Source organism: Flavobacterium sp. CR10, from assembly GCF_055814415.1.
Genome location: NZ_CP185985.1, coordinates 5,200,153 through 5,227,013, shown reverse-complemented (window position 1 = coordinate 5,227,013; position 26,861 = coordinate 5,200,153). Strand labels below are relative to the sequence as shown.

Genomic DNA, 26,861 nt, shown 5'->3' with positions numbered 1-26,861 from the left:
TAGGAATAAATAAATTGACCTTAACAAAGTTTTATTAACCAAACCATTACAAAAGTATGAAATTATTGCCTAAAAGTAAGCCTAAAAATTTTAGGTTTACTCCTAAACACGTAAAAGTTATTAAACTTACGTCTACGTTACTTTTAGCTTTTACTATGCAATTAGCATCTGCTAAAACAGAAAAAAGTGTTGTGTTTACGGATAAAAATGTAAAAAAGAACAACCCAGTTCAGAAGAAAGTTACTGGAAGAGTGACTAACGAAAAAGGAGAATCTCTTCCAGGTGTAAATATTGTTGCAAAAGGAACCAGTGTAAGTACTCAAACCGATTTTGACGGAAATTTTGCTTTTGAAGTTCCTGATAACGCTACCACTTTAATCGTAACATATATTGGATTACAAGATCAGGAAGTTGCTATTACAGGAAGTCCATTAAATATTGTCTTAAAAGAGATAGGACAGCAAATGAATGAGGTAATCGTAGTAGGATATGGAGCTCAAAACAGAAGAACTTTAAGTACAGCAGTTTCTAAATTAGATAAAAAAGTACTAGAAAATGTACCTTACTCAAACGTTACGCAGTCTTTACAAGGAAGCGTTACAGGTTTGGTGGTTAAAACTTCATCAGGACAGCCAGGAAAAGCTTCAAATGTAATTGTTCGTGGAGGTACTTCAATTGATAATCCGTCGGGAGCAACTCCTTTATATATTGTTGATGGGGTAATCAGAAGTCAGATTGATGATATTAACTCTTTGGATATCGCTTCACTTCAGGTGCTTAAAGATGCTGCAGCAACTTCTATTTATGGTGCACGAGCTTCTAATGGTGTAATCATTGTAACCACAAATACAGGTAAGGCAGGAAAATTAAAAGTTACTTATAATGTTTCAACTCAAAACAGTAGAATTGGCAAAAAATACAATTTTATGGATGGAGGCGATTACATTAAAATGCAGCGCCTTGGATTATATAATGCAGCCGAACTTGCTGGTCTTTCTACAACAACGGGTATCGCGCGTTTAGGGCAATTGACTGGTGCAACACCTGCAGGTACAGGGAATAATCTAGAGAATAATACTCCGTTTGCTACTTTATTAAAATCTAATTTATCTGCAGAAACCATAAGTACGCTTCAGGCAAAGGGTTGGCAGGAAATCGCAGATCCTTTAAATGCGAACAATACTATTATGTATAAGAGCACCGATTGGAATGATATTTTATTTCAGGATGCCATAACGCAAAGCCATACACTTGGATTTAGTGGAGGAACAGACACTGGCGTATTCGATTTGAGTTTAGGATATTTAAAAGGTGATGGTATTACGATATTCACAGGATACCAAAGGTTTACAAGTAAATTAAACGCTTCTTTAAAAGTGGCAGATAATTTTACAATTAATGGTCGTGTTTTATTTTCTAAAGCAAGCAACAATCAGGTTGTGGCAAACAGTGTGGTTTTCAATAGATATTTAGGAAACTCGCCAACTACAAAACTATATTTAGAAGACGGAACTTTAGCTCCAGGACAAAATAACATTAACGGAAATCCATTGTACCAGATGGGGAAAGTTAAAGGGAAAAATGAAAACGATAAGCTTCAGATGGGCGTAGATGGTGAATTAAGACTTGCAAAAGATTTTACTTTCACACCAGCTATTTCGTTATACAGCGAAAATCAAAATGATAATACTTTTCAGCAGGCATTTTTAAGCGGAAGCAGTGGTTTGGTTGATAATACAAGAACTGCAACAAGATTGAGCAATCAAACGTATCAAGTGCAATACGAAGGTGTTTTTGCTTATAAAAAAGGATGGGATAATATTGGTGATTTTGATGCCAAATTGGGAGTTTCAAAATACGATAGAACTATTAAATATTTTAACGCCTCAGGAAAAGGAAGCCCTTCAGATTTAGCGCAGACTTTAGATTCGTCTCCAATTCCGGTTTCTGTTTACAGCAACAATACAAAATTGGTTTTAAATAGTGTTTTTGGGCGTGTTAATTACGATTATAAAAACAGATATTTTGCAACAGCTTCATTTCGTTATGACGGTTCTTCAAGTTTAGGACCAGACAATAGATATGGATTTTTTCCTGGGATTTCGGCAGGATGGAATATGCAGGAAGAGAAATTCTGGGCTAACACAATGCCAAAATTCTTTTCTTCTCTTAAACTTCGTGGAAGTTATGGTGTAAACGGAAACTTAGGAACTTTAGGTGATTTCCAGGCTGGAGGATTATATGCAGGAACTACAAACGGACTTCCAAATAGTTATAATGGACAATCGGCTATTATCAACTCTCAAATTGCAAACCCAGGTTTAAAATGGGAACAATCTGAAACGATAAACGGTGGTTTTGATATCGGATTGAATGAAGATAAAATTAGAATCATCGGAGATTTCTACAACAAATTGACATCAGACTTATTGACGAATCTGACATTGCCTTCAAATAGTGGTTTCTCAACTGTTTTGACCAATTTAGGAGGATTAAGAAGTAAAGGTTTTGAGCTGGAAGTACAGGCAAATATTTACAATCAAAATGATTGGAAAGTAAATGTTGGAGCAAACGTGTCGCACAATACCAATACAATCGAAAAACTTCCATTTAATGGAAATGGAAACAATAGAATTGGAGGAACAGAGATTTGGGATAAGAAAAGCGGGAAATATGTTTATGTAGGCGGTTTGCAAGAAGGACAGAAAATAGGAAATTTCTACGCTCACAAACAGCTATACATTCTTTCGACTCAGGCTGAAGCAGATGCTTACAATGCAAAAGTCCATGATACTTATGTTACTAAAACTGCTGCAAATGGCGGTAATCCTGAAGGGAAAAAATTTGCAGGAGATGCGGTTTTTGAAGATACAGACAATAACGGAATCATTGATAGTCGAGACAGACAATATATGGGGAATATGTTCCCGACATTCGTAGGAGGTTTCAATTTTGATACTTCGTACAAAGGTTTCTCTTTAACAGTTAGAACAGATTATTCTTTAGGAGCAACTATTTACAACGAAGCAAGAGCACGTTTCCTAGGTCAGTTTCAAGGTAACTACGGATTATTGGCAGAAAGCGCGCAAGCATGGCAGAAAGAAGGAGATATCACAGATGTTCCTCGCTACCGTTGGGCAGACCAAACAAACCAGAACAACTTATTCAGATCTGAAGCAAGTGGAGCGGCTTACAATACCAACATGTTTCAAGGTAACAGCCGTTACTACGAAAGCGGAGATTATTTATGCATAAGAGAAATTACGTTCAGTTATAGTTTTCCAAAAACACTTATCGAAAAAGCAAGTTTAACATCACTTCGTCTGTACGTTACAGGAAGTAATTTATACTACTTCACAAAATACAAAGGATTAAGCCCAGAGGTACAAGGTATTGACGGAGGATCTAGTTTAGGATTAAACGCAGCTGGTTCTACAGGAACTTACCCAGTGCCTAGAAACATTATTCTTGGTTTAAATATCAGTTTGTAAATTTTTAATTAAAAAATCATGAAAAAGAAATTTCTTTTATACACAATACTTTTTTCAAGTCTCGCTCTTTTTAATTCTTGTCAGGATGATTTAGAATTAACATCTGATAGTGTTATTACGGCCGATAGTTTCTGGAAAACAGAAGATGATGCCAAAGCAGGGGTAAACGGAATGTATGTTAACTTTAGAATCCAAACACAGCAAAATTATTATTTGCTGGGTGGAGCAAGAAGTGCTGAAATCACGGGAGGAGTTCAGTCTCCTTTAACATTGGCAAATTATTACAACAACAACCTTACGCCACAAAATATAGATGTAGATTGGGCTGGTTTATATACAGTAATTCATTCGGCAAATTTGGTTTTAAAATATGTACCGCAAATTACATTTAGTCCATCAACAGTAAAAGAACAGAAAAGATATATTGCTCAAGCGTACACAATGCGAGCGTTATGTTACTTCATTATGGCACGCTCGTGGGGAGGTGTGCCAATTGTAACAGAACCAACAGAAAATACCAATCAGTCGCAATATATAATTCCGCGAAATACGATTGAAGAAACATTTACATTTATAAAATCAGATATTGATAAGGCAATCGCCAATTTTCCAGATTCAAATAATAATAAAACGCAATTGGCTCTTCCGTCAGTTTACGCCTTAAAAGCAGAGGTGAATTTATGGACAGCAAAACAATTAAACGGAGGAACAGCAGATTTAAATACAGCTTTAACAGCAATAAATGCAATTCCGGGAACACCGACTTTAATGCCTAGTTTCAAAGATGTTTTTGCTTTTGATAAAAAAGGGAATGCCGAAGTGCTTTTTGCAGTTCGTTATTCATTAGCCGATTTAACATCATCGTTATTAGATAACTGGAATCAGTTTATGTTTGTTGGGCCAAGTGATTTTGCACCATTAACATCAGCCCAAGCAACAGCAGTTTTCGGCACATTAGGAACAGGTTCAGGAAATGCTGGTATTTCGAGAGTACAGCCAGACATTACAAGATTCAATTTTGCAGCTACAGATACCAGAAAAGACGCGACGTATTTAACTTTATATAACGGTACAACTCCAGTAGTTACAGGTTTGGTAAAATACAACGGAACTGTAGACGGAACAATCAGAAGATTTGTGAGTGATATTATTATTTACCGTTGGGCGGATATTTTATTAATGAAAGCAGAGATTAAAAATGCTTTAGGTCAGGATCCAACCACAGAAATGAATCAGGTAATGAAAAGAGCAGATGCATCGGCTTCATTTACAAATGATACTCCGGCAGCAAATGACGATGTGATTTTAAGAGAGCGTTTAAAAGAAATGGCCTTTGAAGGAAAATCATGGTGGGACATTGTTCGTTTTAATAAAACAAGCATAGTTCCGTCAATGGCAGGAAAACAAGTATTGTTTCCAATTTCTCAAAATACAATCAATTTCAATCCTAAAATTGTTCAGAACCCAGGGTACAATTAATCTAAAAAAGACAAAAAATAAATAAAACTAAAAGTTTAAAAATCAGACTGGAAATGTGAAAAATTTTCAGTCTGATAAAACTAAAATTAAAACAAAAGTCATGAAAATCGAACATTTACAAGGTCTTATTTCTGCTCCATTTACTCCATTTGACGAAAGCGGAAAATTGGATGTAAGCTTGATTCCAGCTTATTATACTTTTCTAAAAAGAAATGGCGTAACAGGAGCATTTATAATTGGCTCTACCGGCGAAGGGGTTTCTATGTCATTAGAAGAGAAAAAAACGGTTGCAAAAGCTTGGGCAGACTGCTCCAATCATGATGCTGACTTTAAAGTAATGGTTTTCTTGGGCGGAACTTGCTTAACAGATTGTATCGAGCTGGCAAAATATTCGTATGAAATTGGCTTATATGCAGTTTCAATCACAGCTCCGTTTTACTTTAAACCTGGAAACGTTGACACGCTTGCAGAAATTTGTATCAAAGTAGGAGAAAGTGTTCCAAACATGCCTTTGTATTATTACCATATTCCAGTTTTAACCGGAGTTAATATTCCGATGTTTGATTTGGTTAGAGCTTTAGACGGAAAACTGCCAAATTTTGCCGGAGTAAAGTATACGCATGAAGATTTTATGGATTTCCAAAGTTGTATGAGTTATGCTGATGGAAAATTTGATATGCTTTGGGGACGTGACGAAAATATGCTATCAGCATTGGTTTTAGGGGCAAAAGGTGCAGTTGGAAGTACTTTTAATTATGCTGCTCCATTGTACTACGATCTAATTGATGCTTTTAATAATAATGATTTAATGAAAGCCAGAAAGTTACAGCAGAAGTCAATTGATATGATTCGTTTCTTAGGAAAGTATGGCGGAATTTCAGTTGGAAAAGCCTACATGAAATTGGTTGGACATAATTTAGGCGAATTCAGATTGCCAGTCAAAAACATGACTGCAGCACAATTTGAATTGTTCAAAAAAGATGTAGAAGGTTTATATTTCGACGAATTTAAATCAAAATAATACGTTTCGTTTTCGGCTAAAACAAACAACTATGAATCATTTTTTTTCTTTTTCAATCCTTATTATTTCAATTATGTCAGCAACAGTTGGTCTTTCGCAACAAAAAAATATTTCAAAAATCGAATGGGAAAAAGCAACGCAGCTTCAAAATGCTGATGGTAGTATTTCCTTGGGTTTTGCAGGACCAATTAATGGTGTTAATAATGATGTTCTGATTGTAGCCGGAGGAGCCAATTTTCAAGATAAAATGCCTTGGGAAGGAGGGAAGAAACATTATTCAAAAGAAATTCATGTTTTAGAAAAAAATGAAAAAACGTTTCAATGGAATAAAAAATCAATAGCAGAATTAACAGAACCAATTGCGTATTGTGGAAATGTTTCAACCAGTTTAGGAATTGTTTATGTAGGCGGCGAAAATGAAAATGGTTTATCAAACAAAGCACATATTTTAAATTGGAATTTTGGTAAAAATGAAATCGAAATAAAAGCATTACCCGATTTTCCAATCCACATAACCAATATTGCTCTTGTAAATGTAAGCAATGTAGTATATGCAATTGGCGGCGATGAAGCCACAAAAAGTTCTGACTTGGTTTTTAGTATAGATTTAAATAAAACAAAATTAGAATGGAAATCAGAACCAAAATTGCCTTTTGCATTAGCAAATTCGGTAGCAGTGGTTCAGAATGAAGTCATTTATGTACTTGGAGGAAGAACCAAAACAGCTTCTGGAATAAGCGATTTGCACAACACAACATTGGCTTTCAACCTGAAAAAACAAATTTGGGAAACTAAAGCAGTTATAACAGATGGAAACAAAACAACCAATTTTTCAGCAGGAGCAGGAGTCGCTTTTGGGAAAAACTATATCATTATTACGGGAGGAGATAACGGAGAAACATTTCATAAAATAGAAACCTATTTATCTCAAATTTCAAAGACAGCTTCAGAAGAAGAAAAGGCAAAATTAATTGCCGAAAAAAATATCTTAAATACAACACATCAAGGATTTTACAATGCTATTTTATTGTACGATACTTTAAAAAATAAATGGACAAAAATTGGTGAATTGCCATTTCTGGCTCATGTAACAACAACAGCAGTACTTTGGAACGATAAAATTGTTTTATCAAATGGAGAAATAAAACCTGGAATTCGTACACCAGATATTATGATTGGAACTGTAGAATAAAAATAAAAATCTAAGTTAATTAAGTTAAGTTGCTTAGAAACCTGATAGGTTTTTAAAACCTGTCAGGTTTAATTAAAGATTGCTAATAAAAAACCAAAAATCAACCAAAACCAAAATGAAAAACTCTAAATATTATCCTTGGCTCGTAGTCGCGTTACTTTGGATTGTAGCTTTATTAAACTACATGGACAGGCAAATGCTCGCAACCATGAGACCATCAATGGAAAATGACATTCCGGAATTGGTTTCAGGTGAAAATTTTGGACGTCTGATGGCAGTTTTCCTTTGGATTTACGCTTTGATGAGTCCAGTATCTGGAATTATCGCTGATAAATTAAACAGAAAATGGCTGATTATCGGGAGTTTATTCGTTTGGTCTGCCGTAACGTATGCAATGGGATATGCTAAAACTTACGATGAAATTTATTGGTTAAGAGCCATTATGGGCGTGAGCGAAGCTTTATACATTCCGGCAGGATTATCATTAATTGCCGATTATCATCAGCAGAAAACAAGATCGCTTGCCATTGGTATTCACATGACGGGACTTTATGTGGGTTCTGCTTTGGGAGGTTTTGGGGCTACAATTGCAGCACGTTATTCTTGGCATTCGACTTTTCATCACTTTGGAATTATCGGTGTGGTTTATTCTATTAGTTTGGTTTTCTTTTTGTACGAGAAAAAGACAAAGGTTTTTGATCCTGAATTTAACAAAACCCATGCAAAAGCTCCTTTGCTAAAAGGTCTGACGTTATTATTTACCAATATTTCTTTTTGGGTAATTCTGTTCTATTTTGCCATTATAAGTTTACCGGGATGGGCAACTAAAAACTGGCTTCCAACGCTATTCTCGGACAATTTAGGAATTTCTATGGATCAGGCTGGACCTTTGGCAACCATTACAATTTCATTTTCTTCCTTGCTTGGAGTTGTATTTGGCGGAATTTTATCGGACAAATGGGTTCAAAAAAATATAAAAGGAAGAATTTATACCAGCGCGATTGGTTTAAGCTTGACCATTCCCGCACTATTATTGATCGGATTTGGGCATTCCTTGTTTCACGTGGTTGGCGCAGTTCTGTGTTTTGGTATAGGATACGGAATGTTTGATGCAAATAATATGCCCATAATCTGTCAATTTGTTTCTTCAAAATATCGAGCGACGGCTTATGGTATTTTAAACATGACGGGGGTTGGCTGTGGCGCATTGGTCACCTCCTTGTTAGGGAAATCAGCCGATGCTGGCAACTTGGGTTATGGTTTTTCTTTGATGGCCGGTATCGTCCTGATTGCCCTTATTACGCAAATTAGCTTTTTGCGCCCTAAAGTAAATGATTTTGAAGGAGCTTAAGTCAAAGTAGCCTTTTTTGAAAATTAGATTGTTAGTTGCTTTTTTGGTTTTTATAAGCCCGGGCGGAGCCATGCCGTTTCGCTCGGCTCATAACACCTTAATTTTAGTATGATGTAAAGAAGAATGAGAACACAAAAACAAAATTTACTACTGCTTATAACAGCATTTTTTGCCTTATTTCATATTGGAATTAATGCGCAGCAGATTGCTGTTAAAGTAGCCTGTATTGGAGATTCTGTTACAGCTGGTTATCTTTTGGCCAATCCGAAATCAGAATCGTATCCTTCGCAATTGCAGGTTTTGATGGGAAGTCAATATGAAGTGAAAAATTTTGGTTACAGCGGTGCAACTCTTTTAAAAAAAGGAAGTAAGCCTTATTATAAAACTAAAGAATGCTCTGATGCCATTGCGTATCAGCCGGATATTGCGATTATCCATTTGGGACTAAATGATACCGATCCGAGAAACTGGCCGAATTACAAAGACGATTTTAATGCCGATTATTCTTGGCTGATTGATGCATTAAGAAAACTGAATCCGAAGGTGAAAATTTACATCTGCAGAATGACTCCGATTTTCAATGAACATCCTCGTTTTAAATCAGGAACAAGAGATTGGTTCTGGCAGATTCAGGAACATATTAGCGAAATTGCTAAAGCAAATAAAGTTCATTTGATTGATCTTCACGAAAAATTATACCATCGTCCAGACCTTTTCCCAGATGCTTTACATCCAACAAAAGAAGGAGCAAAGATTTTAGCACAAACGGTTTACGAGAATGTTACGCAAGATTTTGGAGGATTGAAATTGCCTGCTGTTTTTACTAATAATATGGTTTTGCAACGAAATCAACCAATTGTCATTTATGGAAAAGCAAATGGGGGAGAAAAAGTGGAAGTGAGTTTTGATAAGCAAAAAATAACAGTTTCAGCAAATGAATACGGAAAATGGAAAGCTGTTTTTTCTGCTATGAAATCGGGAGAAATACAGCAGATTTCGATTTCAACTTCCAATCAAAATATCACTTTAAAAAATATTCTAGTTGGAGATGTCTGGTTTTGTTCGGGACAATCAAATATGGCTTTTCCTTTGAAAAAAGCAGAAAATGGAATTTCCGAATTAAAAAAAGCGGCAGTAAATACAAAACTTCGATTATTCAATTTTGAAGTGATTCAGGAAACCGATGAAAAAGCTTGGGATTCTCTCACTTTAGAAAAAGCAAATCAATTAAAATACTTCTTAGGAAACTGGAAAATTTGTGATTCGATAAGTGCAAAAGATTTTTCGGCAGTGGCTTATTATTTTGGACAAAATATTGTTCAGGAAGAAAACGTGCCAATTGGTTTAATTCAAGTTGCAGTTGGCGGTTCACCAATTGAATCTTGGATCGATCGATATACTTTAGAACATGATGATAAAGAAGTGGATGTATTGACCAACTGGCGAAAATCTGATTTTTTAATGCCTTGGGTTCGATCTCGTGCTGACGAAAATCTAAAAAATGCTGTAAATCCAAAACAGCGCCATCCTTACGATCTTTGTTACAATTATGAAGCTGGAGTTTCGCAGTTTACCGATTTTCCAATTAAAGGAATTTTATGGTATCAAGGAGAAAGCAATGCACATAATATCGAATTATACGAACATTCATTGCCTGAATTAGCCGAAAGCTGGCGGAAAGCATGGGGAATTTCATTACCGTTTTATTTTGTGCAGCTGTCAAGCATAAACCGTCCGTCTTGGGCATTGTTTAGAGATGCACAAAATAGAATCCAGAAAAAGATTCCAAATAGCGCGATGGCAGTCAGTATGGATTTTGGCGACGAAACTAATGTGCATCCGATAAAAAAAGAACCCATCGGAGATCGATTAGCATTGCTGGCCTTAAAATATACCTACGGAAAAAAAATAACTGCCGAAGGGCCAATACCAATAAAAGCCATTCAAAAAGGAGATGTTATTCTGGTTTCTTTTTCAAATGCAAAACAGCTATTTACAGCAGATAAAAAAGAAGTAATCGGATTTGAATTAGTAACCGATAAAGGAATTCGGATTGAAAGTAAAGCTGCAATTGTAAAAGATCAAGTGCAGATTAGCATTCCGAATGACGAGAAAATAAAAGAAATTTTATACGCGTATAAACCTTTCACGACAGCAAATCTGGTAAACGAAGCCAATCTTCCATGTTCCACTTTTAGGCTAGAACTGGATTCTGCGCACCAAAACTAGAAAGCATCTCTCACACTATATTTTTTCTTTAGATGAACTGAATTTACATCTAAAGCGATTTCACCTATCAACATAACAAAACCTGAATTGAATTTCAGGTGTAAAAACATATATAAAATGAGCTATTCAAAAACTGATTTAATAGAATTAAAAGAGTTTTATCAGAATCAATTATTAAATAATACAGTTCCATTTTGGTTTCCGCGTTCAATAGATACTGAGCATGGTGGTTACTTACTGATGCGGAACCAAACTGGAGATTTAATAGATACCGATAAATCAGTTTGGTTTCAAGGACGTACTTCTTGGCTTTTGTCTACACTTTACAATACAATTGAGCAAAAAAAAGAATGGCTCGATGGCGCAAAATCTGGAATCGATTTTATAAACAAACATTGTTTTGATAAAGATGGAAGAATGTTTTTTCATGTCACACAAGATGGAAGTCCGATACGCAAACGCCGTTATTACTTTTCTGAAACTTTTGCAGTAATTGCTTTGAGTGCTTACGCAAAAGCGAGCGGAGATGAAGCGGCTGCAGAACAAGCACGTCATCTTTTTGGAGAATGTATCAAATATACCACAACTCCAGGTTTGTTAGAACCAAAATATACCAATGTAAGACCTTCAAAAGGAATTGGTTCGCCAATGATTATGATCAATACAGCGCAGCAATTAAGAGAAAATATTGGCGACCTGCGTTGTAATGAATGGATTATGAAATGGATAGTCGAAATAGAAAATGACTTCGTAAAACACGATATAAAATGTGTGATGGAACAAGTCGCTCCAGATGGTTCTATAATTGATCATATTGACGGAAGAACATTAAATCCGGGACATGCTATAGAAGGCGCGTGGTTTATTCTGCACGAAGCAAAATACAGAAATAATGATCCGCATTTAATTGAATTAGGGTGTAAAATGCTCGATTATATGTGGGAACGTGGCTGGGACAAAGAACACGGAGGAATTCTATATTTCCTTGATGTTTACGGAAATCCTGTTCAGGAATATTGGCAGGACATGAAGTTCTGGTGGCCGCATAATGAAGTTATTATAGCAACCTTATTGGCTTATACCATGACCGGAAATGAGAAATATGCCAAATGGCATAAAATGATTCACGATTACTCGTACAGTAAATTTCATGATAAAGAAAATGGCGAATGGTTTGGCTATTTGCACAGAGATGGCAGCGTAGCACAAACGGCAAAAGGGAATCTTTATAAAGGGCCGTTTCATTTGCCAAGACAAGAGTGGTATTGTACTCAAATATTACAGGAATATCTAGAAAACAATTAAAATCCGTTTCTCCTGATTATCCGCCGATCCATCAAGTTTTTAGATCCTATTTTTTGCTTATTAACCAATTTATAACCAAATATTAAAAACTATGAAAAATGTATTACTCTATTTTTGTTTGTGTTTGATGTGTTTATGCAATATAAATACAAAAGCACAAAGCGGTAAGGTTTTAAACCTTGATGGAACTTCGGCTTATATGACAGTAGCGGATCATCCTGATTTAGATTTTGGCTCCGGTCAGAATAAAACTATTACCTGCTGGATTAAAACCACAACCAATACCGGAACTCCAAGAATCTTTGCCAAAAGAAATGGCACGTCGGGAAATGGCTATGAGTTTTGGACAGGAAACGGCAGCAACGCTGGAAAATTTGCTATGAATGCAAGCGGAACAGGAACACCGGCAAATATTAGTACAGCAGGATATTCCGCTAATTCAATTGCTGACGGAACTTGGCATCATGTTGCTTTGGTTATTGATGCTTCGAGTAACAGAACTATCTACGGATATCTTGATGGAGTTTTAGCCAATACTGGAAAAACATTTACTTCTGTAACTTCTGATTTTTCTAATGCCGTAAACTTTGTAATCGGTGCAACTTCAGACGCTTCCAATAGCTACAAATGGGCAGGACAAATCGATAATGTTAGAATCTGGAATAAAGCCATGACAGCAATAGAATTGCAGGCAGATATGACTGCAGTTGTAAATGCGCCCACAACAGATCTTTTGGCAGCATGGAATTTTGAAAACGTGACAGGAACTTCAGTTCCAGATGTTTCGGGAAATAACCATCCGGGAACTCTGGTTGGAACAGTTACATTTTCAAATGCTTTTCCGATGGTTTTAAATTTAGATGGAATAAATGATTATATGCTTGTTGCGAATCATATCGATTTTAATTTAGCTGCGGGACAAAATTTAACCATAACCTGCAAAATCAAAACAACAGATTTTGGAAAACGTATTTTAAGCAAACGTCCAAATGGATCAGGAATTGGATATGAATTTATCAATAATACTTCGGCAGGAGGAGGACAGTTTGGAGTAAACTTAACAACAAGTGCTGGAGCGGCAGGACCTCCTTACGGAACTTCGAATATCGCTAATAATGTTTGGCATCATTTAGCAATGGTTGTAGATGTTGCTACAACAAGCTGTAAAATTTACGTGGATGGCGTTTTACAGCAAACTAAAACATCCACAAATATTGGAGGAACCAATACGGTTTCCAATACTGGAGATCTATTTTTTGGAACTTTAAGCAATTTTGCCTCATACATGAATGCACAAATCGATGATATTCGTTTTTGGAGCAAAGCCATGACAGCGGCTGAAGTGGTAACAGATAAAACAGCCGTCATTACAGGATCAGAAACGAGTTTACTCGCCGCTTGGGATTTTGAAAACGTAAGTGGCACAAATGTTCCAGATATTGCAGGAAATAATCATCCTGGGACTTTAATGAACGGAGCATCGGTAATTGCACAGACAAACGAAATGCAGATTAATTCTATTTCATTAGTACAAACGGAATTGCCAACAGGTTTAGGCGATACAGATCAGAGAATTATAGCGGTAAAAGCTTCGGTTTCGGGTAATTTAAATCCGTTGACCGTAAGTGCTTTAAAGTTTACGATGTCAGGAACTACAAATGTTTCAGATGTTACGAATATTAAAATCTATTCGAGTGGCAGTACATCGATTTTCAATCCGATAACGGCGACTTTGTTTGCAACAGTTTCTCCGTCAAGCGGAAATCTTACTGCGAATGGCTCAAAAGCATTAGTTTCCGGAGATAATTATTTTTGGATTACTTATGATATTTCAGCCAGTGCAACAGAAGGAAATTTACTAGATGCAACTTGCGAATCAATAATTGCAAATGGAGTTACCTACAATACAACATCCAATACAATAGCAGGAAATAGAGTGATTTTGTTAGCTAATACACTTTTATTTACTCCTGGCGATGCAGGTTCTGCAAGTTATCGTATTCCAGCAATCATCACTGCTGCCGATGGTTCGCTGGTAACGGTAACAGACAAAAGATGGAACGGAGCAGGCGATTTAGCCGCCAAAATAGATCCAGTTGTTCGAAGAAGTACAGATAACGGAAAAACTTGGTCTTCACCACTTACAATTGCCAATTTTGGATCGGCAACAGGAGCAGGTGATGCAGCTTTGGTTTTAGACAAAACCACTGGCGAATTGTTATGTTTGGTTTCAGCAGATAAAGGTTTTTTTGCTTCAACAAACGCAGCGCCTGCAAAAGTTTTGGTAATTCACAGTACCGATAACGGAGTAACTTGGGGAACGCCAGTTGATATTACCAGTCAGATTTACGGACCAAACCCAAATTGGAAAGGATTATTTGTAGCTTCAGGAAGAGCACATCAATTGCGTGACGGAAAAATTGTTGCCGCAATTGCTGTGAGAGAAAATGTTTCAGGAACAGAGCGCATTAGCAATTATATGATTACGAGTGCAGATCACGGCGTAACTTGGACAGCATCAACAGGAAGAGCAGAATTAGATGGTGATGAAGCTAAAGTCGTAGAATTAAATAACGGGAATATTATGATGAGCATAAGAAATCCTGGAACACGTCGTTTTAATATTTCGACAGATAAAGGTGCAACGTGGGGAACGGCTTATAATCAAACGAGCATTACAGATCCAAATTGCGACGGCGATTTTATTCGTTATACTTCTACGCTTGACGGTTATGATAAAAATAGATTATTACATTCGATTCCGTTTGCCAGCAGCCGTAAAAATGTGAGCGTACAAATGAGTATCGACGAAGGAACAACTTGGAGCTCACCAAAAACTATTTTTGCAGGAGCATCGGCTTATTCCAGTTTAACGATCTTACCAGACGGAACAATCGGAATTTATTATGAAAATGGAGAAAGTTCAACTTATCAAATGTATTTTGTGCGTTTCAGTTTAAACTGGCTGACAAATGGAGCTGATACTTTTTTGCCTCCCAGTTCTTTATCAGCAAAAAAAGCAAAAAAAGCGGTTGAAATAGTTGAAGTTGAGAATCAAAAGTTTAGTGTTGAGGTGAGCCCGAATCCAGTAAAAGATTTTGTAAAAGTTAAAGTAAATAATGCTTCAGGAGCAACAAACATCAAATTATTTGATTTATCCGGAAAATTAATCCGATCTACCTCTGTAAATTTGAACGAAAAAGAAATTTCATTTTCATTAGCAGATCAGCCACAGGGCATCTATCTGTTAAATGTAAAGGATGCAAAAACTTCAATTAGCAGTAAAATAATAAAGAAATAAACTAAAAAATGAAACAAGCGATTGTAAATGCTGTTGTGCACACAGGCGACGAAATAATTGAAAATGGAGTTGTGATTATAGAAAACGGAAAAATTATTTCGGTGCAAGAAGAAATTCCAAATGGTATTGAAAAAATTGATTTGGGAGGAAACCATCTTTCAGCAGGATTTATAGATATTCAGATCAATGGTGGAGAAAGACTTTATTTCAGCCAGACTCCAAACGAGGAAACGATTCAGGATATTTATGATGCAAGTCTGAAATACGGCACAACGCATGTTTTACCTTGTTTGATATCTTCTTCAAAAGAAACCATTTTAGAGGGAATTGAAGCGGTTCGTTCTTATATGAAAAAACACAATAATGGCGTTATCGGAATGCATTTAGAAGGACCATTTTTAAATCCTTTACGACGTGGTGCGCACAGTATTGATCAGGTTAGAAAACCAACTGACGAAGAGCTGGACGAAATTATCGAAAAAGGAAAAGATATCATCAAAGTAATTACAATCGCTCCGGAATGTTTTACAGAAGAACAGTTAAATAAATTGATTGAAAGTGGTATTACCATTTCAATCGGACATTCGACTATTTCGCACAAAGAAGCACAACCTTATTTTGCAAAAGGAATCAATCTGGTAACACATTTGTTTAATGCCATGACACAGTTTGGGCATCGTGAACCAGGTTTGGTTGGAGCCGTTTTTGAAAACGAAGATGTTTATGCTCCAGTTATTCTAGACGGCGCACATTGTGATTATGCCGCGGCAAGAGTGGCATATAAATTAAAAAAAGATAAATTCTTTCTAATAAGCGATGCAACATTTTTAGGCCGAAAAGTAGCCAATTTTAAGTGGGATAATTTTGATGCGCATTTAGAAAATGGTTTTTACAGAAATGAAGATGGCAACCTGGCAGGAGCAACAATATCAATGGCAGAGGCAGTGCAAAATGCTTATAACCATCTGCATGTATCTGCAGATGAAGCAATAAAAATGGCTTCTACAAGAGTAGCTTCTGCTATTGGCATGCAAGATAGAGTTGGAAAAATTAAATCAGGTTTTCCTGCCAGTTTTGTCAAATTCAATGCAGATTTAAGCGAAATAGAAACACTTAATTTCTCTTAAACAGATTCATTTATTTTATAATGATTAAAGAAAAAAAGCTTCCAATTTTAAGTCGATTAAAAGAATGGAAAATCATTTTTATTGGAATAATTTTCGCCTTTTTGTGGGCATCTGCGTCCACAGCGACAAAAATCGGACTTCATTCTGCACAGCCTTTTGTGATTTCTATTTTTAGATTTTTAATTGCTGGAAGCATTATGCTTGGTATTTCACATATTATAATGGCAAAACGTCTGCCTCAAAAAAAAGAGTGGATTCAGATCAGCATTTATGGTCTGCTGAATATCACTTTTTATTTAGGGCTGTATGTTATTGCTATGCAAAAAGTATCCGCTGGTTTAGGGAGTTTAGCAGTAGCAACTAATCCGGTTTTTATTGTTTTGATTTCTGCAGTTTGGTTATCTCATAAAATCAATTTTAAAAGTATAATCAGTTTAGTGCTTTGTTTTACGGGTGTTTTTTTAGCGGCCTACCCTTTATTACAAAGCAGCTTTGCAACTCCCAGCGGAATACTCATTTTAATTGTCAGTATGATTGCCTATTCTTTAGGAACTATTTATTACTCGAAACAAGAATGGAGCGGATTACATATTTTAACAATCAACGGATGGCAGACCATAATTGGTGCCGTATTTCTGCTTCCTACTTTAGTACTGACTTACGAATCTGATAAAAATACTTTTAATGCAGATTTTTGGTTTTCGACTGCATGGCTAGCAATTGCAGTTTCTATTGGAGCCATTCAATTTTGGCTGTACCTTTTAAAAATTAATCCTTTAAAAGCTTCTTACTGGCTTTTTCTGTGCCCGATATTTGGATTTTTAATCGCCTTTTTTGTCGTCGATGAGCCGTTGACTTTATATACGTTTTTTGGAGTTACTTTAGTTATAATAGGATTATACATCACTCTTTCAACAAAAGAAGATTAAAAAGAAAAAGCATGAAACACCACATAATCATCTAACAAACTAAACATTAAATACTTTTTATTTATAAAAAACTATTTTTAATATATTTCTAAAATCATACTTTTCTTTCAATAACCTTGTTTTTAAGAATCATATTTATAGTTTTGCACCATATTTTAACCCCCAAACCTACTTACTTAATGATGAGAAAAAAAACTCACTTTTTTGTATTTGCCCTATTGGCAAGTATTCTTTTGGGCTGTAGTGACGATGCCGATTCGTACAAGCCAAATTATCTTCCGACTATTGACGCAATAGCTTTACCTGCAGAAAATAAGCCCATGACTATGTTTGAAGATGACGAAAGTCCTTCAAAAATGTATGACAAAACAGACCGATGGTTTCGAGTAAACGAACCGCTTCAAGTTATCCAGAAAGGAAAAGACTCTGTACAGATTTCTTTGTATTCTCCAGTTGGACTTACAAATGTGAAGATTTACGCGAAATTGCCAAATTATGATAAAAAGTTTGTGCTTTACACTTTTTCTAAAATACCGGCTTTTCATCGTTCATTTCATAAAATTCCACTAACCGATCAGAAAAACGATTATTTATTAGAAACAGGAAATACAGTAACGATAGATAAAATTGAAGGATTTTCTTCTGGTGCCATTCAATTTTCTGTAGAGTCGGACGACCCTTTATTTCAAAAATTCAAAAAAATAAAATCAAATCATTTAGTTCAGTTTCATGATGGTTACCATATTAATGAATTGGGCAAATTTCTTCCAATGAATCCAGCTTTAGCAAAAGAAGCCATAACAATGATTATCAATTATTCTTATGCTTTGAGCCATCCAATGTATTACAGCACATTTACCAATTTTGACAAATACAAACAAGAACAGGCAGCTGCAGCTGGAACAGGAATAAACGGAGCTTTGAACTGGCACGGAAATGCTGATGATGTTGACGGTGTTTACGATTATTATTCGAAAGAGGAAATCGAAAAAATATACTGGAATTATCTAGATAAGAGAACTCTTTGGATGGCAATGGTTGGAGGAGATTCTGCTTGGGGCGGAGGAAATCTAGCATCGCAATGGGAATCTGGTTATGTAACTGGACATTGGGTTGGAGAAATGTCGGTTTGGTCGCACGAATATTCACATCATATTGGTTTTAGCCATAGCAGTAATCTCGCAAATAGTGGAGAAGGCGGAGGCCAGCAGGAAATGTTGACGGAATTTTATAAGTATTTGATTTATTTAAATGATCTTCCTTTTACAGATCCAGACGTTTTGAAAACGTATGAAAAAACAGCTTACGTAAAAGGAACTTATAAAAAACCAGTGTTTAAAATTAATCCGAAAAATCCATTTTTAGTCAAATATAAAGGTGAAGGAAAATGGAATTAAAATATAAATTACACATGAAACATATTCTGCCCCTAATTCTAGCATTTTGTTTGTTTACAAATTGCAGTAAAGACGACGCAGCATCTAAAGATTATACGTATTATTATCCAACAGATGAAGCTTCTATTACTAACGAAAATATTCCAGGAAGCACAGAAGCTTTTGATCCGAAGGGAATTGCCATTTCAAAAGAGAAACTCTATGTGGTGAACGGGAATGTTTTGGAAGTTTTTAATGCTGTGACATTAGCACACATCAAAACGATAAAAGAATACACAAAAGGAACTACAGCCATTCCGTTGGTTAGTCTTACATCTGTTTCTGTTGACAACGGCCGTATCTATGTAGGTAGTACAGAATCTAGATTATTTGTTTTTGATGAAACTACAAATGCCGGAATCAGTACGGTTGGAAACGGACAATGGTGGCAGACTTTTGTACACGTTTTTGGTGTGGTAGCAAAAGACGGATTGATATTTGTTAAAGAAAAAGAAAAAAGCATAAAAGTTTTTGAAGCTTCTCAAATTACCGAGACAAGCGATTGGAACTTAAAACCTATTGCCAAACTAAATACTCTTAACGGATATACCGAACTATATTCAATGGATGTTTTAGACGGAAACTTGGTTGTGGGCGGAAGAGATGCAAAAAGTTATCTGCAATATAATATTGCCAACATTAAAGCAAACGCTAAAAATTCATTAACAACTCCTATTGAGCCAGAAAAAGTGCAATTTGTAGACATAAAACCAATTTCAGTATCTTTCAGTAAAGATTTTGCCGTTACGTCAGAAAATGTTGGAAGCGTGTCTTACTTAAAATTATATCCAAAAGCGGAATTTATTAAGATGAACTACAAAGCAGTTCTAAGTGTTTCTGATATTTTAGGACAGAATGCATTTGGAACAATTGTAAGCACTGCACAGCTTGATGATCGCATTTTCTTATCTGATAACACAAATAAGAAAATCAGAGTGATAAAACTAAACAAATCTACAATCGCAGAACAAAACAACTAGTTTTAAATACCAATATTTTAAAATCCAAATTCCAAACTAATTGGAATTTGGATTTTTTTTTGAATTGAAATAAGATTTGGGATTTTAAAATAACCTACTAAATTGATAGGGAAATAAAAGTTTTAACGATTTATAGGTTAAAATTGAAAATAACTATTTAAATTTGCAGTCGCTATGAAGAAAGAGAACCAGAAAATGAATAATTATTATCGTTGCAGTATGATGTACTGTGCTGCTGTAATGGTGTTTATTGATCTGGCTTAATATATAAAATGATAAAATTTATTTCGAAAGAGCCTTTCAACTAATTTATGAAAGGCTTTCTTGTTTTTAAACCGTAAAGAATGATTGAATTAAAAAATGTAACCAAAACGTTTCATCAGAAAGACAGAATTGTTGCTGCTTTATCTGATGTCTCTTTAAAGGTTCCTGAGGGAAAAATTTTTGGTGTAATTGGAACTTCCGGAGCGGGAAAAAGTACGCTTATTCGTTGCGTGAACTTGCTGGAAAGACCAACTTCTGGCGAAATTATCGTTGATGGCAAATCTTTAATGCAATTATCAAACGCTGAATTGGCGATTGAAAGAAGACAAATCGGAATGATTTTTCAGCATTTTAATCTGCTTTCTTCAAGAACAGTTTTCGATAATGTGGCTTTTCCGCTAGAATTGACTGGAACTTCCAAAAGCGAAATCAAAACGCGTGTTTTAGAATTATTGCAATTGGTTGGTTTGGCAGAAAAGGCAAACGATTATCCTGCAAGTCTTTCGGGAGGACAAAAACAAAGAGTTGCCATTGCAAGAACTTTAGCCAATAATCCGAAAGTGCTTTTGTCTGATGAAGCTACAAGCGCGCTAGATCCTGCAACAACAAGATCGATTTTGAACTTATTGAAAGACATCAACAAACGACTAAATATTACTGTTTTGCTGATTACGCACCAAATGGAAGTGGTAAAATCGATTTGTGATGAAGTCGCAGTTATCAGTCACGGAAAATTGATAGAGCAGGGAAGTGTGGGTGAAATCTTTGCAGATCCGAAACATGAATTGACAAAAGAATTTATTTCTTCTTCGCTTCATATTGAAATTCCGTCTGTTTATCAGGAAAAATTGCAGAAAGAAGACAACGGAAATTTGAATCCGTTATTGAAATTGGAAATGACAGGAAAATCGGTTAACGAACCTGTTATCTCAGAAGTTTCAAGACTTTTTGATACCGATTTCAAAATTGTAAGTGCACAAATGGATCAGGCTGGCGAGGTTAATTTTGGCGTAATGCTGATTGAACTTTCAGGGAAACGCGAAAATTACGATGCGGCGATTCAATATTTTAATTCAAAACACATTAAAACAGAAATTTTAGGTTATGTCTGATTCTCTTATAGATTTATTGTTAAAAGGAACATGGGAAACCATTGTTATGACTTTTGTATCGGGCTTTTTTGGTTTTTTATTAGGATTGCCAACAGGAATTTTACTGTTTTTAACCCGTAAAAATCAAATTTTGGAACAGCCTGTTTTAAATAGAACATTATCGGTTGTAGTGAACGTTTTTCGTTCTATTCCATTTATTATTTTGATCGTTTGGATGATTCCGTTTACACGCGCTATTGTTGGCACTTCAATTGGCGTTAGTGCGGCTTTGGTTCCGTTAAGCATTGGTGCAGCACCATTTATTGCCCGTTTGGTAGAAAACAGTTTGTTGAGCCTTCCGTCTGGATTAATCGAAGCAGCAAGAGCATTGGGCGCAACTCCTTTGCAAATTGTGTACAAAGTATTACTGCCAGAAGCTTTACCTTCTTTAATCAACGCAGCTTCAATTACCTTAATTACCCTTGTCGGATATTCTGCAATGGGCGGAGCTGTTGGAGCAGGAGGTTTAGGACAAGTTGGTTATCAGTACGGATATATTGGTTACGATGCTGTGACAATGAATTCGGTTTTGTCTTTATTGGTCATCTTGGTATTCGCGATTCAGTTTGCGGGAGACAGATTATCAAAACGATTTGATCATAGATAATCAAATTAAAAATTTAGAATTAAAAATTAAAAAATAGAACAATCATGAAATTAAATATTTTAAAAACTGCCGGGATATTTGCTTTGTCTTTTGTTTTGGTTAATTGCGGAAACAAAAAAAATAACGATCCTCATTTTATAAAAGTGGGAGTGGCTTCTGGACCAGAATTAAAAGTGGCTGAAGCAGCTAAAAAAGTGGCAAAAGAAAAATTCGGATTGGAAGTAGAATTGGTTTCTTTCAACGATTACGTAATTCCAAACGAAGCTTTAAGCCAAGGTGATATCGATGCCAATGCTTTTCAGCACAAACCATATTTGGATGAGCAATCAAAACAAAGAGGTTACAAATTGGCTATTATCGGAAATACCTTTGTTTACCCAATTGCTGGATATTCTAAAAAAATAAAAAGCCTTTCTGAATTGAAAAACGAAAGCACGATTATTATTCCAAATGATCCAACAAACGGTGGACGTTCATTATTGCTTTTACAGAAAAACGGATTATTGAAACTTAAAGATGGCGTTGGTTTGTTGCCAAAAGTAACAGACATCGTGAGCAATCCTAAAAACTTAAAAATTTTAGAATTAGAAGCGCCTCAATTGCCAAGAGCTTTAGACGACCAAAATGTTTCTATCGCTATTATCAACAATACTTTTGCTTCTGCAGCTGGATTGGTTCCATCTCGTGACGCTTTGTTTGTTGAAGATAAAGATTCACCTTATGTGAATTTGGTAGTAAGCCGTGAAGACAATAAAAACGAAGAAAAAGTAAAACAGTTTTTACAAGCTTTTCAATCTCCAGAAGTTGAAAAAGCAGCTGAGCAAGAATTTAAAGGCGGAGCTGTAAAAGGCTGGTAATTTTTTTTAAGTTATGAATTATGAGTTATGAATTATGAGTGTTGCCTCACTTGTAATTCATAGCTCATTTTTTTGTGCTATGCGCATACATATTCAAACATAGCCCTGTGGTTTCAACCATGGGAACACATGGATAAAATTCAAAACTCATAATTCATAACTCATAATTCATAATTCACAATTATATAAAACAAACTGTTGATTTTGTAAGGCTTACGTTTTTTTGTTTAACTAAATTAGAGTTCAATTTTAATACAAAAGCCATGAGATCAATTTGGACAGGTTCGGTAAGTTTTGGATTAATTAATATTCCAATAAAAATGTTTTCGGCGGTGCAGGAAAGCAGTTTGGATATGGATATGCTTGACGCGAAAGATCAAGCGAATATAAAGTTTAAACGCGTCAATGAAAATACGGGAAAAGAAGTAGATTTTGCCAATATCGTAAAAGGATATAATCTGGATGGAAAATATATTATTCTGGAAGATTCCGATTTTGAAGCGGCAGATGCCATTAAAACCAAAACAATCGATATTGAAAGTTTTGCTTTCGAAAAAGAAATTCAAAGTATTTATTACGAACAGCCGTATTATCTTGAACCCGATAAAGGCGCAATGAATGCGTACGGATTACTTCGCGATGCGCTTGAAGCTTCAGGAAAAGTAGGCGTTACGAGATTTGTTTTAAGAAACAAAGAAAGTTTGGCGATTTTAAAACCATACAAAAATGTCATTGTTTTAAATAGAATTCGTTTTGAACAGGAAATTCGAAGTACAGCGGAATTGAAACTGCCGCCAATGTCCAAAAAATCAACAAAAGAAATGGATATGGCAGAAAAACTAATCGATCAGCTGACGGAGAAATTTGATATTTCTGGTTTTAAAGACGAATATACCGCCAAGCTTTTGGACATCATTAAAAAGAAAGCCAAAGGAAAACCGCAAAAAGCGGCTCCAAAATTAAAAGTCGTGCACAAACAAAGCGACGATTTAATGGAAATGCTAAAAGCAAGTTTAGAAAACAAAAAGAAAAAATCGTCTTAACCGTTTTGGCTATTTTCTAGTTTATGAATAATCTTCTTAATATTTGCACCTTTAGATAAAACAGGTTTCCACAAATCGCCTTTTTTCTCAAAACGGCTTAATACATTTTTGATGGTAAATTGCGACGGATGCAGTTTTTCGTTCACTTCGCTCCATTCTAAAGGTGTAGAAACTGTTGCACCAGGTTTTGGACGAACAGAGTAAGGCGCCGCCAAAGTTTGTCCGCGTCGGTTTTGCAAAAAATCAATATACAATTTGTTGTTTCTTTTTTTAATGCTTCTGTCAACCGTTGTAATATCTGGAAGTCTGGATTGCACTTCTTTGGCAATCAATTCGCCTAGAATTTTAATGGAATCATAATCATATTTAGCGCCAAGCGGAATATAAATATGAAGTCCAGAAGCTCCGGAAGTTTTGCACAAACATTCCGTTTCCAATTCATCTAAAACTTGTTTTACGACCAAAGCGGTTTGAACGACTTGTTTAAAATCATCTTTCGCAGGATCTAAATCGATAACCAGCCAGTCAGGATTCTGAATGTGTTTGATGGTCGAATTCCACGGATTCATTTCAATACAGCCCAAATTTGCCATATAAAGCAAGGTCTCTTTATTGTTGCAAATAAGATAATCAATATCGGCATTGTTTGATTCTGAGAAAACTTTTTTGGTTTTAAGCCACTTCGGAATTTTATCGACATCAACATCTTTCTGGTAGAAACTTGGCGAGTCAATTCCGTTCGGGAAACGGTTCATTGATTCTGGACGGTCTTTTAGATACGGAAGAATGAGTTCTGAAACTTCATCATAATAATGAACAATATTACCTTTTGTAATGCCGTCTTTAGGAAAATATACTTTGTTCTGATTCGTCAGATGCAATACCGTTTTTCCGACTTTTAGATCGTAATCGTTTTCTGTTTTTTTCTTTTTATTTTCTGGTGTAATTGTCATTTCATCTAAATTAAATTGAGCGGTACTATCATTTCTAAAAGACAAAAAAACATCTTCAGCTTTTTTGTCTATTCTTGTTCCGAGATAAACAGGATGTCGCAAATGCTGGTCTTGCGTCCATTCTGAAAATTTAACCTGACAAACCACTTTTGGCTTTACCAATTGAATTTTATCTCGAATTGGGATTTTTTCGTCAAGCAGAGATTTGTCAATGAAATAAGGTTCTAATTGAGTATAAAGATCTTTTAAAACAGTTTCTGTAAAACCTGTTCCGCATTTTCCAATATATTGCAGTTTTTTGCCATCATACTGTCCGAGAAGAATAGCGCCGAAATATTTCCTCGAGTTTTTAGGTTCGGTAATTCCGATTATGATAGCTTCTTCTTCGTTTGCAGTTTTTATTTTGAGCCAGTTTGTACTTCTTCGATTGATTGTATAAGTGCTGTCGGCTCTTTTGGCTATTATACCTTCGGTTTTATTTCTAACCGCTTTTTCAAACTGTTTAATTCCGTCTCCAACAGTATGTTCAGAATAAAAAACACTAGAAAAAAGATATTTATTGAAGAGAATTTTCAGGAGTTCTTTTCGTTCCAAAAGCGATAATTCTGTAATCAGATTTCCATCCAAATTCAATAAATCAAAAACATAATATTTAAGATTTCCTATTCCCGTTTTCATGTAGTTTTGAAGCAATTGGAAATCGGCTCTTCCACCATCATTTTCCACGACAATTTCGCCATCGAGAACTACAGTATGATCTATTTGTTTTAATTCGTCGGCAATGGGTTTGAAATTCGCATTAAAAGAAATTTCGTTTCTGCTGAATAAATCTACATTTTGGGCGTTAATAACCGCAATAGTTCTATAACCGTCATATTTATTTTCAAAAATCCATTCGTCATCATCAAAAGGCTTTTCTCTTACACTAGCAAGCATTGGTTTTATAAATTCAGCTATTTCAACTTTTGGATTGGACTTTTTTTTTACGGTTTTTTTCTCAGCTGTTTTTTCTTTTGTTTTTGAAGTCAGTTTTTCAGATTTTTCTATTAGCTGTTCCAAACTTCTTTTAGAAATAACCGATTTGTCTTTTTCTAAAATATCTTCAGTAGAAGCATATTTATCATTTTTCTTGATTAAAAGCCAAGCATTTTCCTGTTTTCCGTGAAGTTTGACTAATGAAAATTCGCCTTTCAGTTTTTTGCCTTTTAGAACAAAACTCAAACGTCCTTTTGCCAGATCGCTTAATAATTGTTTTTCGTCAGAAGCTGTTTTTTCGTCAGAAGTATACGTTCCGTTGTCCCAGACAATTACATTTCCAGCGCCATAATTTCCTTCTGGAATTGTGCCTTCAAAATCTTTATAACTGTACGGATGATCTTCGACCATCATGGCGAGACGTTTTACTTCGGGATCCATTGACGGACCTTTTGGCACTGCCCAGCTTTTTAAAACGCCATCCATTTCTAACCTAAAATCATAATGAAGATGCGACGCGGCATGTTTCTGCACAACAAAAATCAGTTCGCTAGCCGATTTTTCTATCTTTCCTTTCGGTTCTCGGGTTTGTTTAAAATCTCTTTTCTGATTGTATTTAGACAGTGACATAAGCTTTTAAAAGAATTATAATGGTTAATATAATAGAGTAAAGTACTGTTGCCGTTACCGCAAAAATAATATGGGCAAAGAACAGCTGAATGTAATAACCTTTAAAGTCAATTGGGGGTTGATGGTCGGTCATTTTAAAAATAACTATCCAGCTGAGTATTCCAATTACACCACTGATAACGCCTAATATAAGTGCACTGAGTGGCGAAATTGGTAAAATATTCTTTACCCATACCATATGATATCCCATAACAAATAGAAAACCAATAATGTAATGTATCAGCCATCCCCAAGTTTTCTGGGATTTTTCTGAAAGGCTGATTTTTGTTTTTCTTAAAGCAAAACTCAATAAAACAGGTTCTTTATACAATTCTCTAAAATTTTCAGACATGGCATAACTAAACCAAGTCATGGCCGATGTCGCCCCAATAGCAACTAAAATTAATTGTACAATGATGAAAAAAATCATAGTCCTTTTTATTGATTAAAACTCTATTTCAAAGTTAGTTTTAGAAAGTTCTTTTTCGTTATAGGATTACT

At 35.4% G+C, this 26,861-nt stretch carries 17 protein-coding genes and 1 pseudogene; 16 read left to right on the top strand and 2 right to left on the bottom strand.

Going from position 1 to position 26,861, the window contains the following annotated elements; genetic code table 11:
* Positions 1 to 56: 56 nt before the first annotated feature.
* The 16 genes and pseudogenes from ACNRYB_RS21910 to ku form a co-directional block, all read left to right on the top strand.
* Entirely contained in the window at positions 57 to 3,491 is a 3,435-nt protein-coding gene (locus ACNRYB_RS21910) for a SusC/RagA family TonB-linked outer membrane protein (RefSeq protein ID WP_473728747.1), read from the top strand.
* 18 nt (positions 3,492 to 3,509) lie between these two features.
* Entirely contained in the window at positions 3,510 to 4,970 is a 1,461-nt protein-coding gene (locus ACNRYB_RS21905; RefSeq protein WP_473728746.1) for a RagB/SusD family nutrient uptake outer membrane protein, read from the top strand.
* A gap of 100 nt (positions 4,971 to 5,070) precedes the next feature.
* Positions 5,071 to 5,991, top strand: a complete 921-nt coding sequence (locus tag ACNRYB_RS21900) for a dihydrodipicolinate synthase family protein (RefSeq protein ID WP_473728745.1) — start codon at positions 5,071 to 5,073, stop codon at positions 5,989 to 5,991.
* A 31-nt stretch (positions 5,992 to 6,022) separates the two neighbouring features.
* Positions 6,023 to 7,183 carry a galactose oxidase gene (locus ACNRYB_RS21895; protein ID WP_473728744.1) on the top strand — a complete coding sequence of 387 codons (1,161 nt, stop codon included), beginning with the start codon at positions 6,023 to 6,025 and terminating at the stop codon, positions 7,181 to 7,183.
* Between the two features lie 115 nt (positions 7,184 to 7,298).
* Entirely contained in the window at positions 7,299 to 8,534 is a 1,236-nt protein-coding gene (locus tag ACNRYB_RS21890) for an MFS transporter (protein ID WP_473728743.1), read from the top strand.
* A gap of 123 nt (positions 8,535 to 8,657) precedes the next feature.
* Positions 8,658 to 10,763 (top strand): GDSL-type esterase/lipase family protein, encoded by a 2,106-nt coding sequence (locus ACNRYB_RS21885; protein WP_473728742.1) that lies wholly within the window; start codon positions 8,658 to 8,660, stop codon positions 10,761 to 10,763.
* Positions 10,764 to 10,880: 117 nt separating this feature from the next.
* Positions 10,881 to 12,068: an AGE family epimerase/isomerase gene (locus ACNRYB_RS21880; protein WP_473728741.1), complete on the top strand. Its 1,188-nt coding sequence runs from the start codon at positions 10,881 to 10,883 to the stop codon at positions 12,066 to 12,068.
* 91 nt (positions 12,069 to 12,159) lie between these two features.
* On the top strand, positions 12,160 to 15,369 hold the full coding sequence (locus ACNRYB_RS21875) for a LamG-like jellyroll fold domain-containing protein (RefSeq protein WP_473728740.1): 3,210 nt from the start codon (positions 12,160 to 12,162) through the stop codon (positions 15,367 to 15,369).
* An 8-nt stretch (positions 15,370 to 15,377) separates the two neighbouring features.
* Complete coding sequence (nagA, locus tag ACNRYB_RS21870) at positions 15,378 to 16,496, top strand: N-acetylglucosamine-6-phosphate deacetylase (RefSeq protein WP_129745418.1); 1,119 nt, start codon at positions 15,378 to 15,380, stop codon at positions 16,494 to 16,496.
* Between the two features lie 20 nt (positions 16,497 to 16,516).
* On the top strand, positions 16,517 to 17,425 hold the full coding sequence (locus ACNRYB_RS21865) for a DMT family transporter (protein ID WP_343707350.1): 909 nt from the start codon (positions 16,517 to 16,519) through the stop codon (positions 17,423 to 17,425).
* A 179-nt stretch (positions 17,426 to 17,604) separates the two neighbouring features.
* Positions 17,605 to 18,822: a hypothetical protein gene (locus ACNRYB_RS21860; protein ID WP_473728739.1), complete on the top strand. Its 1,218-nt coding sequence runs from the start codon at positions 17,605 to 17,607 to the stop codon at positions 18,820 to 18,822.
* On the top strand, positions 18,813 to 19,841 hold the full coding sequence (locus ACNRYB_RS21855; protein ID WP_473728738.1) for an NHL repeat-containing protein: 1,029 nt from the start codon (positions 18,813 to 18,815) through the stop codon (positions 19,839 to 19,841). The genes ACNRYB_RS21860 and ACNRYB_RS21855 overlap by 10 nt, the downstream gene beginning before the upstream one ends.
* Before the next feature lie 344 nt (positions 19,842 to 20,185).
* Positions 20,186 to 21,217: a methionine ABC transporter ATP-binding protein MetN gene (gene metN / locus ACNRYB_RS21850; RefSeq protein WP_343707347.1), complete on the top strand. Its 1,032-nt coding sequence runs from the start codon at positions 20,186 to 20,188 to the stop codon at positions 21,215 to 21,217.
* Complete coding sequence (locus ACNRYB_RS21845) at positions 21,210 to 21,863, top strand: methionine ABC transporter permease MetI (RefSeq protein ID WP_473728737.1); 654 nt, start codon at positions 21,210 to 21,212, stop codon at positions 21,861 to 21,863. The genes metN and ACNRYB_RS21845 overlap by 8 nt, the downstream gene beginning before the upstream one ends.
* 44 nt (positions 21,864 to 21,907) lie before the next feature.
* Positions 21,908 to 22,720: a methionine ABC transporter substrate-binding lipoprotein MetQ gene (gene metQ, locus ACNRYB_RS21840; RefSeq protein WP_263521806.1), complete on the top strand. Its 813-nt coding sequence runs from the start codon at positions 21,908 to 21,910 to the stop codon at positions 22,718 to 22,720.
* A gap of 263 nt (positions 22,721 to 22,983) precedes the next feature.
* Positions 22,984 to 23,676: pseudogene (ku, locus tag ACNRYB_RS21835) on the top strand (non-homologous end joining protein Ku); the annotation flags it as partial.
* Positions 23,677 to 23,759: 83 nt separating this feature from the next.
* Here the strand turns inward: ku and ligD are convergent.
* Together ligD and ACNRYB_RS21825 are read right to left on the bottom strand one after the other, a co-directional pair.
* Complete coding sequence (ligD, locus tag ACNRYB_RS21830) at positions 23,760 to 26,321, bottom strand: DNA ligase D (RefSeq protein ID WP_473728736.1); 2,562 nt, start codon at positions 26,319 to 26,321, stop codon at positions 23,760 to 23,762.
* Positions 26,308 to 26,790 carry a hypothetical protein gene (locus ACNRYB_RS21825; protein WP_129745433.1) on the bottom strand — a complete coding sequence of 161 codons (483 nt, stop codon included), beginning with the start codon at positions 26,788 to 26,790 and terminating at the stop codon, positions 26,308 to 26,310. Before ACNRYB_RS21825 ends, ligD begins: the two co-directional genes overlap by 14 nt.
* Positions 26,791 to 26,861: the final 71 nt, after the last annotated feature.